General features: G+C 64.3%; 9 protein-coding genes. 4 read left to right on the plus strand and 5 right to left on the minus strand.

What is annotated here, in order from left to right; translation table 11 throughout:
• The first annotated feature begins 15 nt into the window (after nt 1-15).
• The 3 genes from AC07Y0_RS21620 (at nt 16) to AC07Y0_RS21630 (ending at nt 4,212) form a co-directional block, all read left to right on the plus strand.
• Nucleotides 16-729, plus strand: coding sequence for an ABC transporter ATP-binding protein (locus AC07Y0_RS21620; protein ID WP_498679695.1), 714 nt, complete (start codon nt 16-18; stop codon nt 727-729).
• Nucleotides 726-3,272 (plus strand): ABC transporter permease, encoded by a 2,547-nt coding sequence (locus AC07Y0_RS21625; protein WP_498679696.1) that lies wholly within the window; start codon nt 726-728, stop codon nt 3,270-3,272. Before AC07Y0_RS21620 ends, AC07Y0_RS21625 begins: the two co-directional genes overlap by 4 nt.
• Nucleotides 3,273-3,465: 193 nt before the next feature.
• Complete coding sequence (locus AC07Y0_RS21630; protein WP_498679697.1) at nt 3,466-4,212, plus strand: Bax inhibitor-1/YccA family protein; 747 nt, start codon at nt 3,466-3,468, stop codon at nt 4,210-4,212.
• 112 nt (nt 4,213-4,324) lie between these two features.
• Here AC07Y0_RS21630 and AC07Y0_RS21635 read toward each other — a convergent pair whose 3' ends face one another.
• Nucleotides 4,325-5,494: a polysaccharide biosynthesis/export family protein gene (locus AC07Y0_RS21635; protein WP_498679698.1), complete on the minus strand. Its 1,170-nt coding sequence runs from the start codon at nt 5,492-5,494 to the stop codon at nt 4,325-4,327.
• A 124-nt stretch (nt 5,495-5,618) separates the two neighbouring features.
• Complete coding sequence (locus AC07Y0_RS21640; RefSeq protein ID WP_498679699.1) at nt 5,619-6,884, minus strand: capsule polysaccharide biogenesis protein; 1,266 nt, start codon at nt 6,882-6,884, stop codon at nt 5,619-5,621.
• A gap of 229 nt (nt 6,885-7,113) precedes the next feature.
• On the opposite strand from AC07Y0_RS21640, the gene AC07Y0_RS21645 reads away from it, so the two are divergent.
• The gene (locus AC07Y0_RS21645; RefSeq protein WP_498679700.1) at nt 7,114-8,331 is read left to right on the plus strand and encodes a capsule polysaccharide biogenesis protein; all 1,218 of its coding nucleotides are present in this window, start codon (nt 7,114-7,116) and stop codon (nt 8,329-8,331) included.
• Between the two features lie 12 nt (nt 8,332-8,343).
• On the opposite strand, the gene AC07Y0_RS21650 is transcribed toward AC07Y0_RS21645, so the two are convergent.
• From AC07Y0_RS21650 to AC07Y0_RS21660, 3 genes are all read right to left on the minus strand, one after another.
• A complete protein-coding gene (locus AC07Y0_RS21650) occupies nt 8,344-9,135 on the minus strand; it encodes an SDR family oxidoreductase (RefSeq protein WP_498679701.1) in 792 nt (263 codons plus the stop codon).
• Nucleotides 9,136-9,202: 67 nt separating this feature from the next.
• Nucleotides 9,203-10,582, minus strand: a complete 1,380-nt coding sequence (locus tag AC07Y0_RS21655) for an aminotransferase class I/II-fold pyridoxal phosphate-dependent enzyme (protein WP_498679702.1) — start codon at nt 10,580-10,582, stop codon at nt 9,203-9,205.
• An 18-nt stretch (nt 10,583-10,600) separates the two neighbouring features.
• On the minus strand, nt 10,601-18,172 hold the full coding sequence (locus AC07Y0_RS21660) for an SDR family NAD(P)-dependent oxidoreductase (RefSeq protein WP_498679703.1): 7,572 nt from the start codon (nt 18,170-18,172) through the stop codon (nt 10,601-10,603).
• Nucleotides 18,173-18,395: the final 223 nt, after the last annotated feature.

Here is an 18,395-nt window from a genome sequence, read left to right on the forward strand (position 1 = left end):
ATAGGGCGGGCACGCGTGAGAAAAACCATCATCGAACTCAAGAAGGCGGATCTGACGCTCGGCAGCGCCGCAGCCTCCGTCCACGTGCTGAAAGGCATCGACCTGACGATCGATGCGGGCGAGGCCGTCGGCATCGTCGGTCCCTCCGGTTCCGGCAAGTCGACGCTGCTCATGGTGCTCGCCGGACTGGAACGCCTCGACAGTGGTGAGATCAGCGTCAACGGCGCCCCGCTGCACATGCTTGGCGAGGATGCGCTCGCGGATTTCCGTGGGCGCAATATCGGCATCGTGTTCCAGTCTTTCCATCTGATCGCCAACATGACGGCGCTCGAAAACGTCGCCATTCCGCTCGAGCTCGCCAATGCCCGCAACCCCTTCGATATTGCCCGGCGGGAGCTTCAGGCCGTCGGCCTCGGCGAACGGCTCGGCCATTATCCGGGCCAGCTGTCCGGTGGCGAACAGCAGCGCGTCGCAATCGCCCGGGCGCTGGCACCCTCGCCGGCCGTGCTGATTGCCGACGAGCCGACGGGCAACCTTGACACAGAGACCGGGCGGCAGATTGCCGACCTCCTGTTCGCCCAGCAGGCCCAGCGCGGTATGACCCTTGTGCTGGTGACCCATGACCTCGGGCTCGCCTCGCGCTGCTCTCGCCAGGTCCGCGTCGCCTCCGGCCGGATCGCTGCCGATGCGCTACCCGCCGAACGCCTCGCGGAAGCGCAGACGGCATGAGAACGACGGCGAAGAGAGCGTCCATTGCCCTGCGAATCGCGCTGCGCGAACTGCGCGGCGGCCTGAAGGGCTTCTACATCTTCCTCGCCTGCATCGCGCTCGGCACCGGGTCGATCGCCGCCGTCAATTCCGTCGCGACCGCGATCACCGGGTCGATCGCCTCGGAGGGGCGCACGCTGCTGGCAGGCGACGTTCGGTTCGAGCTCAACAATCGCGAGGCCAATTCCAAGGAACTGGCCTTCCTCGACGGACTGGGCGACGTCGCAGTGTCGACCGTGCTGCGCTCCATGGCGCGCCTGCCCGACGGATCGGACCAGTCGCTGGTCGAGGTCAAGGCGGTCGATGACGTCTATCCGCTCTACGGCACCTTCGTGGCCGAACCGGCGCGCCCGCTGGCCGAGATGATCGCAGCGAAGGACGGTCGCTTCGGCGCCGTCGCCGCCCCCCTCCTGCTGGAACGGCTCGGTCTTTCCGTCGGCGACGAGATGCTGATCGGCAAGGCGCGCTTCGTCGTCACCGGTTCGATCGTTTCCGAACCGGACGCCATTTCCGACGGATTCGGCTTTGCACCACGCCTCGTGACCAGCCGGGAGGCGCTGAAGGCGAGCGGCTTGATCGAGACCGGCAGCCTGGTCGAACATGCCTACAAGATCCGCCTTGCCTCGCCCGCGCCGAGCGCCGAAGCCATCCGCCAGAAGGCCCAGAGCGAATTGCCGGATGCCGGCTGGTCGATCCGCACCAGTGACCGCGCCGCGCCCGCCCTCACCGAGAATATCGAGCGTTTCTCGCAGTTCCTTACCCTCGTCGGACTGACGGCGCTGGTCGTCGGCGGTGTCGGCGTCGCCAATGCCGTGCGCGCCTTCCTCGATTCCAAGCGGACCGTCATCGCCACGCTGAAATGTCTCGGGGCGCCGGCCTCGGTCGTCGTCATGGTCTACTTCTTCCAGATTGCCATGGTCGCGGCGATCGGCATCTTCGCCGGCCTGGTGCTCGGTGCCATCGCCCCGCTCGTTGCCGCCTACTATCTGTCCGGCTTCCTGCCGATCTCGGCGGAACCGACGCTCTATCCGGCCGCCCTGCTGCTTGCCGCCGTGTTCGGCATGCTGGTGACGCTCGCCTTTGCCATCATCCCGCTTGGACATTCGCGCCAGGTTCCGGCGACCGCGCTGTTTCGCGAACAGGGTTTCGAGCGGCGCGGGCTGCCGTCCTGGCCCTATGTGGCGGCGACGGCTGTGGCCTTGGCAGCCCTGGCGGCGCTGGCCATTCTCACCTCGGAGGAGCGTCGGATCGCAGCGATCTTCCTCGTCGCCATGGCGGCCGGTTTCGTCCTGCTGCGGCTCGTCGCCCTCGGCATCGCCTATCTGGCGAAGCGCAGCCCGCACGTACCCTCAGCCGCGCTGAGGCTGGCGATCGGCAATATCCACCGTCCAGGCGCACTCACCCCGGCCGTCACCCTGTCGCTCGGCCTCGGTCTCAGCCTGCTCGTGGCGCTGGCCCTGATCGACGGCAACCTGCGGCGCGAGCTCACCGCAAACCTGCCGGAACGCGCGCCGAACTTCTTCTTCGTCGACATTCAGAAGAGCGACATCGACGGCTTTCGCACCGTCATCGAAGGTCAGGCACCGAAGGGCAAGCTGGTCGAAGTACCGATGCTGCGCGGCCGCATCCTCGCCTTCAACGGCGAGGACGTGACCAAGATGGAGGTGCCGCCGGAAGGACGCTGGGTGCTGAGGGGCGATCGTGGCATCACCTATGCCGAAACCGTGCCGGAGAACGCCTCGGTTGCCGAGGGTGCCTGGTGGCCGGCCAACTACAGCGGCGAACCGCTGGTGTCCTTTTCCGCCGAGGAAGCCGGCGAACTTGGCCTGAAGCTCGGCGACACGGTGACCGTCAACGTGCTCGGCCGCAACATCACCGCCAGGATCGCCAATTTCCGCAAGGTCGAATGGGAGAGCCTTTCGATCAATTTCGTGATGGTGTTCTCGCCCAACACCTTCGCCGGCGCGCCGCATGCGTGGCTCGCGACCCTGACCGATCCGCAGGCGAGCCAGACCGACGAGGCCGCCGTGCTCAAGGCGGTGACTCAGGCCTATCCGACGATCACCAGCGTCCGGGTCAAGGATGCGCTCGATGTCATCGACCGGCTGGTCGGGCAGCTGGCGACCGCGATCCGTGCCGCTGCGGCCGTTGCGCTGATCGCCTCGATCCTCGTCCTGTCGGGTGCTCTGGCTGCGGGAAACAGGGCACGGACCCATGATGCGGTGATCCTCAAGACGCTCGGCGCCACGCGTGCCATGCTGATTCGTGCCTTCACCTACGAATATTTCCTGCTGGGTGCGGCAACCGCCTGTTTTGCGCTGATCGCCGGCGGCGGGATCGCCTGGTTCGTGCTGAGCCAGATCATGAAACTGCCCTCCAGTTTCCTGCCCGATGTCGCGCTGGCGACCATCCTGCTGTCGCTCGTCACGACGATCGGCATCGGGCTGGCCGGTACATGGCGTATCCTCGGGCAAAAGGCCGCGCCGGTGCTGCGGGAACTCTAGAAAAAGCACGTGAGGCCGCATTCTTGTCGCGCCCCGGCGGGTTCGGCAGCGATAACGGCATTTTGAGGAGCGCAGGTCTTGTCGCGCGCGCGGGGAAACCTCATATTGGCCGTAGGCATGCTGGAGCTCCGCAGCGGCGCCTGGGTATGAAACCCGACACCGTAACCTTTTCGGGGCTTGAAAAGAGGAAACAATGTCTGAACTCCGCAACTACCAGAGTCGACCGGGCCAGACTGGCGCCCAGTCGGCGACGATGATCGATGAGGGCCTGCGCGCCTATATGCTGAAGGTTTACAACCTGATGGCGCTCGGACTGGCGATCACGGGTATTGCTGCATTCGTCACCGCACAGATGGCGATCGGCAGCGACGGCCAGCTCACGGCCTTCGGTCAGGCGATCTATCTCAGCCCGCTCAAATGGCTAGTCATCCTGGCTCCCGTTGGGCTGGTGTTCTTCATGAGCTTCAAGATCCACACGATGAGTGTATCGGCCGCGCAAACGACCTTCTGGGTCTATGCCGCGTTGATGGGCTTGTCCTTGTCGTCGATCTTCATGGTCTACACGGGCGCCAGCATCGTCCAGACCTTCTTCGTGACCGCCGCTTCGTTCGGTGCCCTGTCGCTTTACGGCTACACTACGAAGCGTGACCTGTCGGCGATGGGCTCGTTCCTGATCATGGGCCTGTTCGGCCTGATCATCGCCTCGCTCGTCAACCTCTTCCTGGCGTCTTCGGCGCTTGAGTTCGCGATCTCGGCCATCGGCGTCCTGCTGTTCGCCGGCCTGACCGCCTACGACACGCAGAACATCAAGGACGCCTATTACGAAGCTGATGGCAGCGACGTTGCCGGCCGCAAGGCGATCATGGGCGCTCTGCAGCTCTACCTCGACTTCATCAACCTCTTCCTGTTCCTGCTGCGCTTCCTCGGCAATCGCGAATAACAGGAAGACGACAACGGCCGGGACGTTCTTCAAGCGTCCCGGCAACAAAAAACCCGCCGGCGACGGCGGGTTTTTTCGTGGTCCAACGAGAACCAGGCCGATGCCGGAACCCTTACGGATTCAGGATGGCTTGGCCAGTCTGGGCCACGGCGAGCGGGGCAGACACCAGACGGACGAACTTGGCGATGTCGACTGCGGGATGACGCGACGCATAGATCACGTCGCGGTTCTTGATCGGGAATGTCTGGCCAACCAGCAAGCTGTCGGCCACCGACATGTCGAAGCGATAGACGATCGGATAGCGGCCTTCCTTGTTCGGCTTCATGCCCTTGGACACCAGCTCGTGGAAACGCTCGGGCGACAGAAGGTCGGAGACGATTTCCGGCTCCTCGTAACGGAAGACGAAATAGCCTTTGGCGTCGATCCGCTCGTCCGATCCGCCGCCGGCCAGCGCGATGCTTTCGAGCAGGTTGACGTCGTTGGAGCCAAAGGGGATGCGGCCGTTCTTCCAGACTTCGCCCAGCGCCGTGAAGGTACGCGGATCGTGGGTGACGAAGATCTGGTCCTTCGGCTCGACGAAGATGTTTTCCGACGGATTCTCGACGATCGACTGCAGAAGAACCGTGCCGGTCTTCTTGCCGCGGGCGAGCGTGACATAGGATTCGTATGGCTGGGCGGCGGGACCGCCGGCCTTGGCGATGACTTCCATGATCGTCTCGCCGGACAGGCCGAGCGGCACCATGGAAGGTCTTCCGACCGCGCCGGACACTGTGACGTTGCGCGACGACGTGCCGCCGCTGCTGATGATGACGTCCGGCTCCACGGCCTTGTTGGCCAGGGCGCTCAACACCGCCTGGCGCGCCTGTTCCAGGGTGCGGCCACTGAACTGGACCTGGCCGACATAGGGGATGGCAGCCTTGCCGTCCGGCTGGACGACGACGTCGATATCGGTCTTTTTGGAATCCTGGGTGGAGAACAGGCCGTCGGCGCCGGCTTCGAATATGGTCACCCGCAACTGGTCGCCAACGCCGATGACGACATTGCGCGCCGCGCCGCCGATGCCGAAGCGGCGCTTCAGCATGCCGACGGAGAAATCTGCAACCGTACGGGCATTTTCCGCGTTCACATCAACGATTTCGAAGACGGCCGCATTGGAACGATGGACATCGGAGATAGACTTTCCGGCCTGCATATTGATGTCGGAAGCGAGCGGGCCAGCACCGGGAACTGCTTCGCAGCCCGCTAGGCCTGCACAAACGATGGCAACAACAACGCGTTTCAAATGGGCACTCCTGACCGCGACAGAATCTGGATCGGCTGATGTCCCTTAGCACGGGAAAAAGACAGACTTCCAGACGTAGAACCACAATAGGTTACGGAAGCTAAAATTTGACCAATGTCCGTCATCACAATGCACCGCCAGTGTTGCCGATATGCCGCGGACATGCCTTGGGTGAGGACCAGCGCGGCGGCGGATCGATGAACGCGCCGGGCTCGTTGACTTGCCCCGTAAGGATTCGCCGAACAATCTCCACGATGGCGACCTTGCGGCCTTCCTCGTGGTAGAAGTTTCCCTTGACCTGGATGGTTGCGGCAAGGGCTGCCTTGAACCGCAAGAGCAGCGATTCGTCGACCGGCTCCGGGGTACGCCAGAAACTGTCGAGGCTGGCCTGATGGGTCAGGCCCGGTACGTCGAAGACAGCACATCCGAGCGCAATCGTCGGGACGCGCGCCCTGAGGCTGTGCAGACCGACGGTCGAATTGACGACGACCGCGCCGCGCGCCTGCTTGAGCAGGGCCGCGAGATTGCCCTGCTCGATGAAGATCACGCGCTCTTCGACGCCGTGCTTGCGCGCGATACGCGCGACCCATTTGTCCCAGCGCTCCAGTCCATTGTCCAGGGGATGCTGCTTGACGACGAGATAGGTCTCTGACGGGGCATGCGCCGCAAAGGAACCGATCACTTCCTCGAGCATGTCGGAAAGATGCGCGTAGGGCGAATTGGCGCGGATCTGGTAATCGCTCTGGAGTTGCAGGGCCAGGACATAGAAGGGCACATGCCCGTTCTCCAGCAGATCGGTCGGGGTCACGGCCTTACGGCGCAGGGCCCGCGCCACCCATGGCAGATAGTCGACAAGCGCGCTGTAGTACTTGTCGTCACGATAGAAGGGGAAGAACGGGCGCCCGAAATAGGAGGTCAGATTGTAGACCACCTCGTTGAAGGCTTCCTGTTCGAAAGTGTGAGGATAGAGAACGTGCATGTCCGGCTCGGGGACCTGTTCTCCGATCGCCCTGATGATCTCTGGATCGTTCGGGAAGTGCGACAGGCGGCCCATGCCGTCGCGCTCCAGCGTGATCCAGTCCGGGCGCAGGTAGCCGAACTCCATGGCGTGGCAGCGCACACCCAGCCGTTGGCCGATCTCGCGCGCAACGCCGTGATACGGAAGCTGGTCGGCATAGTAGAGAATGTCGGTGACACCTTCGCGCTTGATCAGCGCCTCGAGGAACCGAGCCCAGCGCTTGAAAGAACCGCGATAGTTGATCGCGCCGCGCTTGCGCCAGTAAAGCTGGTCGCCCAGGGACAGGTTCACGCGATGGGTCGCCACGCCCTCCGCCTCGAAGGCGTCGGCAAGCGCCCGCCAGAAAGTCGATGGCGGTCCCTGCAGGAACAAGATTGAGGGTGTTTTCCCGGAGTGTTGCATCAGCAGACGCACCAGTCACTAAGGACAGAGAGGGGCATTCCGAACCATTTTCACCGATACCAACATTTTACCTGAGCAACGGCGGCGACTATAAGTGGCAGCCAACCCATGAACAAGACCGCAAGTGACCATAATGCACCGTTTCTCCTTGCTAATCCTCCAGGGGCCGGCCTCTCCCTTTCTGAAGAGCCTCGCTTCCGTGGCCGTACAGCGAGGACTGGCTGTCCACAAGATCAATTTCTGCCTCGGCGACGCCATATACTGGTGGCCCCGCAAGGCAAGCTGGTTCAAGGGCACGGATGCGCAGTGGCCGCAGTTCCTGGAGCGGTTCTGTCGCGAGAAGGGCATCACCGACGTGCTCATGCTCGGCGACGGACGCCCCAGGCATGCCGCCGCGATCGCCGTGGCCCGCCGCCTTGGCGTTCGCGTGCATATCTTCGAGCATGGCTATCTGCGGCCGGACTGGCTGACCATCGAGCCGGACGGAATGTCCAGCCGGTCGCGTTTTCCGCGTGATCCCGACGCGGTTCGCGCCATCGCGGCGCTGATGCCGCCGGCCGATCTCAGCGGGCGCTTCAAGTCGAACTTCCTCACCTATGCCTTGTTGGATCTTGCCTTCCATGTGCCCAATGTCCTGCTCGGGTGGATCGTCCATCCGAATTACCGCACGCATGGCCCGGTGCATCCCGTCGTCGAATATGCCGGCTGGATCGGCAAGGGATTAACCGCACGGCGGCGCAAACGCGAAGCACAGGCATTGCAGGAGCGCTACCTGCCGGCGCCGGGAGAGACGGTGCCGCGCTTCTTCCTGTTTCCGCTCCAACTGCCGGGGGACTACCAGATCCGTATTCACGCGCCTCTCGGCGATCTCTATCGGCTGGTTGAAGCGGTCATCCGGTCTTTTGCCCGCCACGCGTCGCCCGACATGCGGCTGCTGCTCAAGACCCACCCGATCGACAACGGGCTGAGCGGCTGGCAGCAGCGGATTTCCACGATCGCGGAGTGGCAGGGGGTCGCAGGTCGCATCGACCTGATCGACGGTGGCGATCTCGATCGGCTGATCGCCCGGTCGGAGGGCGTTGTCACGGTCAACTCCACCGTCGGCCTGACCGCATTGATCGCCGGCAAGCCGGTGATTTGTCTGGGTGCTTCGATCTACGATATGCCCGGCGTCACCCACCAGGAGAGCCTCGCGTCCTTCTGGACGCGGCCGCAAGCGCCGGAAGCCGACATGCCGGACGCGCTTACCCGTGCCCTGATCGCCACCGTGCAGGTGCGCGGCGGCTTCATTGGCAGGCAGGCGATCGAAACCGGCGCACGGGAAATGCTGGAGCGCATCGTCTCGCCCTCTCCCCACCTCGTGCCCGCGCCCGTGCCGGCTGTGTTTCGCTACGAGGACGAACTCACCGCGGGGTGAAAGCAATGCGCGTCAACGCGGCAGGCCGCGCTGGAACCAGCGATAGATCCACGGCTTGGCGAGACCGCCGAAGCGTGCCAGGAGATAGAGGCTGGGGGTGAAGAAGATCTCCGAGTGTCCGCGATCGAGGCCCCGGACGATGCGGCGGGCCACGGACTCGGCGCTCCACAGGCCCGCCGTGCCCATCATCGCCACCGCCTCCGGCGGGCGGAGTTTCAGCTCTTCGGCGAGCTGCGGCGTATCGGTGTCGGGCGGGAAGCAGATCGAAACGGCAATCCCATGCGGGCGCGATTCCAGCCGCAGCGCTTCGACGAAACCGACGAGAGCCGATTTCGAGGCGCAATAGGCAGTATAGCCGTGAAGTCCGATCAAGCCGGCGCCCGACGAGACGACCATGATCTGGCCCCGCCTGCGCGCCTTCATTCCGGCATAGACGGCGGAGATCATATGCACCGTGCCGTGCAGGTTAGTGTCGATATGCCGTCGGAATTCGGCCCCCGATTGGGCCTCGAACGGTGATGGTGCCACCATGCCCGCCGAGGTCACGAGAATATCGCAGGGACCAGACCCTGCCTCGATCGCCTCGATCGCGTCCTGGACGGCATCGTCGTTCGAGACATCGAGGCTGACGATGCCGATGTCATCCCCGGACCGGCCGGTTTCGGCCGACAGCAGGTCCTTCGCCGCTTCCAGCCGCTGCAGGCTGCGCCCGATCAGTGTGACGCGGGCGTCGCGCTCGAGATAGACGCGCGCGACGGCGCGGCCAATCCCGCTCGAACCTCCGGTGATGATGACGTGGACCATGGGCACCTCGGTCCGGGTTCGCCGGGCCGCATTTTTGGGGTCGGGACCAGCGTGCGAAAGTCCCGTTTCAGGACTTGGCGAACAGGGCCATCAGTTGGCCGGCGTCGAACGAGGCCAGACCGAAATTCTCCTGCTTCAGGCGGCCGAGAATGACGGCGGTGCGATCGACCGCGCGGGCGATCTGCTCCTCGGTATGGGCGCTGGTGATGAAGAAGCGCAGCCGGGCAAGACCTTCCGGCACGGCCGGATGGATGATCGGCAGGACGTTGATGCCGTCGGCATGCAACTCGTTCGACAGTTGTACGGCGCGCAGCGAATCGGCGACCAGCACGGGCACGACGGAGTAACCCTGGCTCAGCCCGGTATCGAGGCCGCGCTCGCGTGCCAGTTCCAGGAACAGATGGCTGTTGCGGCGCAATTGATGCGTGCGCTCCGGCTCGGCCTTCAAGATTTCCAGGCTGGCGATCGCCGCAGCCGCTAGCGCCGGGGCAAGGCCGACGCTGTAGACGAAACCGCCGGCCTGGGCCTTCAGCAGGGTGATCAAGGCCTCGCTGCCGGCGATATAGCCTCCGCAGCTGCAGCTGGTCTTGGACAGGGTGCCCATCCAGATGTCGACCTCGCCGGCGGCGATGCCGAAATGCTCGAACACGCCGCGGCCCGTTTCTCCGAGCACACCGAGAGAATGGGCTTCATCGACCATCAGCCAGAAGCCGTATTGCTCCTTGAGGCGGATTAGTGCCGGCAGATCGGCGATATCGCCATCCATCGAGTAGACGCCCTCGACGATCACCAGGATTCGCTCGTAGTCGCCGGCCAGCGTCTTCAGAACGCGGTCCAGATCGGCAATGTCGTTGTGCTTGAAGAAGCGACGGGTTGCGCCGGAGAGCCGGATACCGGCCAGCGCGCTGTTGTGGATGAACTCGTCGTGGATCACCAGATCCTTCGGCCCGACCAGCGAGCTGATCGCTGCGACATTGGTGAGGTACCCGCTGACGAAACAGACCGCGGCCTGAGCGTCATAGACGTCGGCGATCTTTTCTTCGAGAACGGTGTGGATGGTGCGCTCGCCGGCGACCACGCGGCTTGCCGAAGCCGAAACGCCGAACGTCTGTAGCGCCTCGGCGGCGCGGGCGAGCACCTTGGGGTGATGGTTGAGGCCGAGATAATCGTAGGAGGCGAAGTTGTCGAAGCTGCGGCCGCCGATCTGGGCGGTCGCGCCGCTCGCACCCTCGTGGGCTCGATAGAAGGGGTTCTCCATACCGAGGTGCCGGCCGGCGAGCTGCTGCATCACCACCTGCTTGTATTCGGCAAGTTCCTCGAAGCGCGGCTGCTTGCGCACCGGAGCCTGGGCCGCCGCCTGTTCCGTGCGGGTGCGGCGCCCATCCTCGACGTCCTTTTGCAGTCCCTTCATGCGGTTCAGAATAAACTGCCGCTTGCTTTCATCCATTTCAGAACTCCAAGGCACTCACTCCGGCGAATCGGAGTTACCTTCCTGATCGGCTCCACCGTGGCGCCGGCTCAACTCGTCGAGGATCCGCAAATCGTTCGACCCTTCGGCCGCCGTTTCGTCCGTATCGCTCCGCGATCTCACCTTCTCGTAGAGACGCCGCGTGATGTCCCCAACCGTGGCATTGTCTGCCAGGCTGCTAAGCGGCATATCGAAGCCGGTATTCTGTTCGAAATTCAAACCGAGTTCAACGGCCATGAGGCTGTCCAGCCCGATTTCCTTGAGAACGCTGTCCTTGGAGATGCTTTCGCGTGACACTCTGAGGATATTGGCGATCTCTTGCGCGACCACATCAAACAGGATGTCCTGCGCCTCGACCTGCGCCTTGCCCTCGATCATCGCCGCAAGGTCGATGTCCCCGCCTTCGGATCCGGCGGCATTGTGCAAGGCCCGGCGCATGACGACCTCGAACAGGTCTTCGCCGACCACCCGCAGGTGATGGGCCGCACCCCAGTCGAACTCGGAAACCATCACCACGGCCGCCGCGACGCTGTCGGGCGCGGACGCGATATAGTCCTCGACGCATTGCAGCGCTTCGCGCGAGCCGATCGCCGTCTTGCCGAGCCGGCGATCGAGCCGCTGGCCGACCTCGGTGTTGCGGGCCAGATAGCCGGCATCGGCGATGGCGCCGAAACCGACGGCGAGACCCGGCAGCCCGGCACTGCGGCGCGCACGCGCCAGGCCTTCGAGGAAGCCATTCGCCGCCACGTAGTTGGCCTGGCCGGGATTGCCGACCAGCGTCGTCACCGACGAGAACAGGATGAAATTGTCCAGCTTGTCGGCGCGCGTCAGGCGATCGAGGATCGCGGCGCCCTTGGCCTTGACGTCGATGACCGGCTGATTGCGTTCGCGGTTGAGATTGCCGATCAGCGCATCGTCGAGCACCATGGCCGCATGGACGACGCTCTTCAGCGGACCGACCTTGCGAATCGCCGCCAGCATCTTCTTGACGTCGGCTTCCTTCGTCACGTCGCAGGCAAACAGATGGGCCTCAATGCCGGCCGCGCGCCAGCGTTCGATCGCCGAGGCGGTTTCCGTATCGGCGACGCCGCGGCGCGAGCAGAGCGCCACATGGCGCGCGCCCTTCTCGACCAGCCAGCCGGCCGCCACGAGACCGAAGCCGCCGATGCCGCCGACCACGAGATGAACGCCCTTGGAGTCGACCACCATCTTGCGCGGCGCCCGCGAAGCGACCCGATCCACGCCGGCCTTGGGCGGCAGGACGACGATCTTGCCGATATGGCCGGCATTCTGCATGAGCCGGAAGGCGTCGCCGATTTCGTCATGATCAAAGGCGCGATAGGGAAGCGGCGAGAATACGCCTTCCTCGAACAGTGCCCCGATCTCGCTCAGCATACGCCGCGAAAGCTCGGGATGGAGTACGAGCAACTGGTCGGCGTCGATACCGAAATAGCTGACATTGCGACGGAACGGCCGAAGGCCGATCTTGCTGTCGGCATAGTAGTCGCGCTTGCCGAGTTCGAGGAAGCGGCCGAACGGCTTGACGAGCGACAGGCTCTGTTCCATCGCCTCGCCGAACAGCGAGTTAAGCACGAGATCGACACCCTCGCCGCCGGTCACCGACAGCACGTCGTTGACGAAGCTCAGCGAACGGGAATCGAAGATGTGGTCGGCGCCGAGCATTTCGACGAAGCGACGCTTCTCCTGTGTACCGGCGGTGGCGATGACTTTCAGACCAGCATGCTTGGCGACCTGGAGGGCGGCAAGGCCGACACCGCCGGCCGCACCGTGAATCAGGATGGTTTCGCCCGGGCGTGCCCTGGCGAGCTCGATGATCGCATAATAGGCCGTGAGGAAGACGACCGGGATCGAGGCGGCAGCGACCGGATCGACGCCGGCCGGCAGCTTGGCCACGCCGGCGCGATCCACCGTCACATGGGTGGCGAAGGCAGCGGCAGCGATCGCCATCACGGGATCGCCGACGGCGAGGTCGTCGACATTCTTGCCGAGAGCGACGACTCGGCCGGAGAACTCCATGCCGATCGAGGCGCCGGCGAAGCCGTCCTCCAGCGCTTCCTCCGGCAGGAGGCCCATGGCCCACATGACGTCGCGGAAGTTGAGACCCGTGGCCGCGACCTGGACGAGAACCTCGTCCGGGCCGATCGCCGGCACATCACAACTTTCCCAGCGGATGCTCGACACCTGCGACGGCGTCTGCTGACGGATGACGGCGGCATCGAAATTGGCCGTGAAGGCGTTCGTTTCCGGGATGGCGCCCGGAACTGCGCGCATCTCGAGCACGCTCCTGCCATCGAGGCCGACGCACCATTCGCGGTTGACGACGCCCGGCACGCAGATGGTTGCCACGTCGGCGAGCAAGTCGGCGAGATCACGACGGGCTGCGCCGCTGTCGATGCTCTGCACGTCGAGGAAGTCGAACTCGTTGCGCAGAACGCGCAGGAAAGTCCACAGGCCGGAATTGACCGGGTCGACGGCCGGTCGATCGGCCACCGGCGCGCCGCCGGGTGCCGACACCAGAAGCCGGATGGGCGCCGGTTCCTTTGGAAGCGATCCACGATAGTCGGCCAGCGCCAGTGCAAAGGCGCTCAGGAACAACACATTATCCTGCAGCACGGCAGAGCCGTCTGCCGTCGGGTCGACGGCGGGGGATAGATGGATCACGTCCAGCGGGCTTTCCGCATGGCTTTCGAAGCGTTCGATGAAGGCCTTCTTGTCGGCGGCAAGATCGCCGCTTGCGGCAAGGATTTCGAACGACGGGAAACCCTGGGCTTCGGCTGCGGCCGACAGGGCATCCGTGGCGATGCGTCCGTCGTGGACGAGCAGAACCGGGTTCCGGGTCGCTATGGCATTGTTCCGGGTCGCTATGGCATTCGAGGATTCGGCAGCAGCGGAGGTTGCGGCTTTCGTTTCGATGGTGATGACCGGTCCGCCGGTCATCTCGCGCAGGACGATATCCGCCTCGGCAAAGCCGATGTTCGACAGGATCGCGCGCCAATCGCTGACGGTCGCCAGCGCACCGATCGGGAATTCCGCGGTCTGGCTGCGGGCAAACCAGCCTTCGGAGAGACCCAAGACGAAGTCGTGGAACAGCGCCGGCGCCTCGACGGCGGCCAACAGCGCCTGAGCTCCAGCGAGGACGCCCGCGGTCTTTTCCGAGGCGAAGTCGGTCTCGATCAGATTGCGGAGCCGGCTGCTCGCGCTGAGTACGACGTCCGCCGATGTGATGGCCGGCAGTCCTTCGCGGGAAACGATCCTCACGTGCGGCTGATCTTCGAAGGCCAGTTCCAGGCGATGGCGAAGCGCGCCGTCCGGCTCGTAGATCACCAGTCGTGCGCCGTGGTCGGCGGTGATTTCGGCGAGCCCGCGGGTCAGACCCACCGAGGTGCTGCCGAGTTCGAGGATCTGCAGGCTTGCCTGCAATGGCCGCGTGGCAAACCAGGCGCGCAGGCTGTCAAGCAGGATGGCGATCCGCGACCGGGCCGCGACGGAATGGATTTCCTGGTGATCGAGCGTTGCCTCACTGAGGAAATGATCGCGCTTCGGCGATACATCATCCGTGGCGTCCGCACCGGCCTTGTGCTCGGCCAGACGATCGAGAACTTCGCGATAGACGTCATTGATCAGGACCGCTTCGACGGCACGATCCGAGCATTCCTTGTAGAGTTCGCCCAGGATCTCGGCGACCGGCGGCAGAGGACATTCCGGATCGATGGTCCACTCCCCGTCCTGCTGTTCGATGAAACCGGCATCGGCCAGCAGGTGCAGGCCGTTGAACAGGAAGGGACGCAGCGCCGGATCGCGGGGAAGATCTGCAGCGGTGATCTTCGTCTTGCCGTCCGCCAGCGTGCTTGCCATGTCGTGCAGGGCCCGCATGATCGCCGCGTTGAACAGCAGCGTCTCGTTGTCGATCCCGGTTTCGGGCAGATGCGCGAAACTGGAAGCCGCAGAGACGGCGGCGGCGGCCGGCAAGACACGTCCCGCCACCGACGACGACAGCGCCTCGTAGTGAAAGGAGAGCGCGCCCAGCGTCTTGCGCTGCTTCAGATAGGTGCGACGGAAGCGGCAGTCCTCGAAGGACGCGACCCGCTCACCATCTGCATCGAACAGATGGAACTTTGCCTTGATCGAGGTCGGGCTCAGCCGGTCGATCTCGATCACGGCCCGGCGGATCGTCGCGCCGGTTCGGTCGATGCGGATCTGGCCGAAGCGCACCGGAATATAGGGTGCGCCGCGATGGTCGCCGCTGAACCGATCGAACAGGGCGACCAGGCCATGGAAGACGGCGTCGACGGATACCGGGTTGAGATTGTAACGGAGCATCGGATGCGCCGGCGTCGCGGGTTCGGCAAGGGACACCTCGATCAACCGATCGCCGCGACAGATGGTCTGCTGCATCAGCTGGAAGTGCGGCCCGTAGTCGAGGCCGAAATTGGCCGCGATGCCATAGGCCTTCTTCGCATCGATCTCGGCGGTCACGTCGATCAGCGGCAAGGCGGGGACGGGGCGCACCTCGGATGCCGTGAGCTTGCGTACCCGGGCGACTGCATGGATCGTCCAGTCGTCTTCACTCAGCCGCTCGCGCGAACGGATCTCGAGATCGCCGGTCTCGGGCGAAACCAGGGTCGAAAGCTCGATCAGACGATTTTCGCTGAGCTCGAGAGGGCGAACGATTTCGAGATTGGTGATCTCGACACGCGACTGGCCGTACAACTGGCTGGCCGCGGAGACGGCAATCTCGATGAAGCCGCTGCCCGGCAGGATCGAGCGTCCGTCGACGACGTGCTCGGCCAAGTCCGGGAAGAGATGGGCGTCGATATGGTTCTTCCAGGTGGCGCCGTTGGGGTCGATGCGCCAGCCGACAAGCGTGTAGCCGATCTCGCTGTCACGGCCGTAGATGTCGGCGCGGTCGCTGGTGCGATCCGGCTGCAGGTCGATCTTCTCGAAGGGGAGTTCTGGCAGGGAAACGAAGGCATTGCGCTTGCCGAACACCTTGGCCCTGTCGACCGCCGCTCCACAGGCGATGGCGCGCGCCATGGCCTGCACGATAGGGTCGCTGTCCAGATGCCCGTCGTCACGTGAAAGCGTGCCGACGAAGTTGATCGAAGCCGAACGCTGCTTGGCAATGTCGGACAGGTAGCCGCCGAGAATGGCGCGCGGCGTCACTTCGATGAAGACATTGCAGCCGAGTGCCATCGCCTCTTCGGCCGCCTGCTGGAACTTCACCGGCTGGCGGACATTGCGCCACCAGTATTCCGGCGTCAGCGCCTCGCCGGTGATCGCGGTGCCCGTGACGGTCGAGATGAACACCGTGTCGCCGCGACGCGGGGCGATCGGCGGCATGTCAGCGAGGAAGGCATCCCGCGACCGGTCGATCAACGGGTGATGGAAGGGATAGTTGATATCGAGCGGTTGCACCGCCACCCTGCGCTTGCGGGCGCGCTCGCGCAGCAGCTTGATGTTTTCGTAGGAGCCGGAGATCGTCACCGAATTCGGCGCGTTGATTGCCGCGACTTCGAGGTCTTCCAGGTCGAGCGAACGGATCAGTTCCACGGCGGCCTGCTCGCCGAGCTTGACGGCGGCCATGGTTCCCTCGCCGGCCAGCACGTCCTGGTGGAGCGAACGCTTGGCGATGACGGTCACCGCATCTTCGAGCGACAGCGCCCCGGCCGCATAGGCGGCCCCCACTTCGCCGACCGAATGGCCGAAGCTCGCCGTCGGGCGAAGGCCCATTTCCACCATGGCATCCGTCAAGGCTGCCTGGATGGCGAAAAGAAGCGGCTGTGCGAGCTTCGTGTCGCCGAGCCTGCTCTCCAGCTCGGGATCGCTGAGCGATGCCTTGAGGTTGATGGGAGACTGGTGCGAGAAGAGTTCGGAAATCCGCTCGAAGGAGCGGCGGAACGGGGCATTGTGCCTGAGTGCCTCGAGGCCCATGCCGGCCCACTGCGCGCCGTTGCCGGAGAACACCAGCGCGACCTTCGGGTCGCGCGACAGCGCTTCGCCGGTCTCGGCCAGAGATTCGGCGCCGGCAAGGTGGGCGTCGATCGCTTCGATGGCCTGCGCGCGTTCCGCCGTGACCACGAAACGATGGCGCAGCGCCGAACGATTGGTGCTCGCGGCGGCGACGATGGCGGCTGCCTCGTCTTCGCTTTCGGCTTCGACGAGGCGATCGCGATAGGCGGCAAGCAGGCCCTTGAGGCTGCCGGCCGTGTGCGCGCTGACCATCAGAAGTTGCGGCGCGGCGTCCTCGGCCGGCTTCGACGCGCCGGCCGCGACGGCAGCCTGCGGGTCGGCGATCACGACATGCGCATTGGCACCGCCGAAACCGAAGGAATTGATGCCGGCGAGGCGCGGCCGGTCGCTCTTGGCGAGCGCCACCGGCTCGTTCGCGACGCGCACGTTGAGGCCCTGGAAATCGATATCCTCGTTCGGCGTATCGAAATGCAGCGACGCCGGAAGATAGTCATGTTCCAGCGCGAGCATGGCCTTGATCACGCCCAGCAAACCGGAGGCCGGTTCGGTGTGGCCGATATTGGTCTTGATCGAGCCGATCCATACCGGCTCCTCGCGGCGCATGCCGATCACCTGGCCAAGCGACCATACCTCGGCCGGGTCGCCTACCTTGGTGCCCGTGCCATGCCCTTCGACGAAGGCGACATCGCGGGGATCGATGCCGTCGGAATAGATCGACATCAGCAATTCCGCCTGCGCCTCGCGCGACGGCAGGGAAATGCCGTTGGTTCGGCCGGCGGCGTTGATGCCCGATGCGACGATCGTCGCGCGGCTTCGATCGCCCTCGCGGGCGACGCGCTCGGAGGAGCGGAGAACGAGCACGGCTCCGCCTTCGGCGCGCACATAGCCGATCCCGTCATTGTCATAGGCCTTGCAGAGCCCGTCGGGCGACAGCATGCGGGCCTGGGCGAAGCCGACGAAGGGCAGCGGATGCACGAGCATGTTGACACCGCCGACGATCGCGGTGTCGACGAGGCCGGAATTGATGGCGCGCACGGCGTGGTCGAGGGCGACCAGCGAAGACGAACAGGCGGTATCAACCGTAAGGCTCGGACCCTTGAGGCCGAAGACATGGGAAATACGGTTGGAGACGATCGAGAGCGTATTGCCGGTCATGAAGTAGGGACCGGGCGCCGCCGGATCCTCGACCGACAGATTGGCATGGTCGAGGCTGGAGGCGCCGACATAGACGGCAACGCGCTCGTCCTGCAGGCTGGCGACGGGAAGATTGGCGTCCTCAAGGGCCCGCCAGGTCAGCTCCAGAAGCAGGCGCTGCTGCGGATCCATGAAGGTCGCCTCACGCCGGGAAATGCCGAACAAGGCGGGGTCGAAGGCATGGATGTCCTCGAGCACGCCAGCGGCATCGGTATAGTACTTGCCCGGCACGCCCATTTCCGGATGCCAGAATCGTGCACGGTCCCAGCGATCGCTCGGAATGTTGGTGACCGCGCAGATTCCCGCACGCATCATCTCGAACAGCGCTTCAGGCGATCTAGCCCCAGGTGCGGCGCATGCACGCCCGATTACTTCTACTGTCATATACTTCTATCGCAGAGTTTCATTGGTTTGTGGCACGACAACCTCGGCGCTCATCACGGTCATCCACACCTAGGATAGGCATTAGACAAGCGATTGTGCACCGTCAATTCCCAACCTGGCTGGGAGACGACATTGCGTTGCCTTCGCTGGCAAATTCGTTCTTGACGCGCAATAGATACCAGAAATGTGCCCTTGGCAGGGTTTCGATCTTCCCCACATAGAG

This window comes from Allorhizobium sp. GW101-3B10 (genome assembly GCF_059424725.1).

Coding starts and splice junctions, on each gene's coding strand:
- AC07Y0_RS21660 (WP_498679703.1), bottom strand. CDS start 18,172: ATGACAGTAGAAGTAATCGGGCGTGCATGCGCCGCACCTGGGGCTAGA.
- AC07Y0_RS21655 (WP_498679702.1), bottom strand. CDS start 10,582: ATGGATGAAAGCAAGCGGCAGTTTATTCTGAACCGCATGAAGGGACTG.
- AC07Y0_RS21650 (WP_498679701.1), bottom strand. CDS start 9,135: ATGGTCCACGTCATCATCACCGGAGGTTCGAGCGGGATTGGCCGCGCC.
- AC07Y0_RS21625 (WP_498679696.1), top strand. CDS start 726: ATGAGAACGACGGCGAAGAGAGCGTCCATTGCCCTGCGAATCGCGCTG.
- AC07Y0_RS21630 (WP_498679697.1), top strand. CDS start 3,466: ATGTCTGAACTCCGCAACTACCAGAGTCGACCGGGCCAGACTGGCGCC.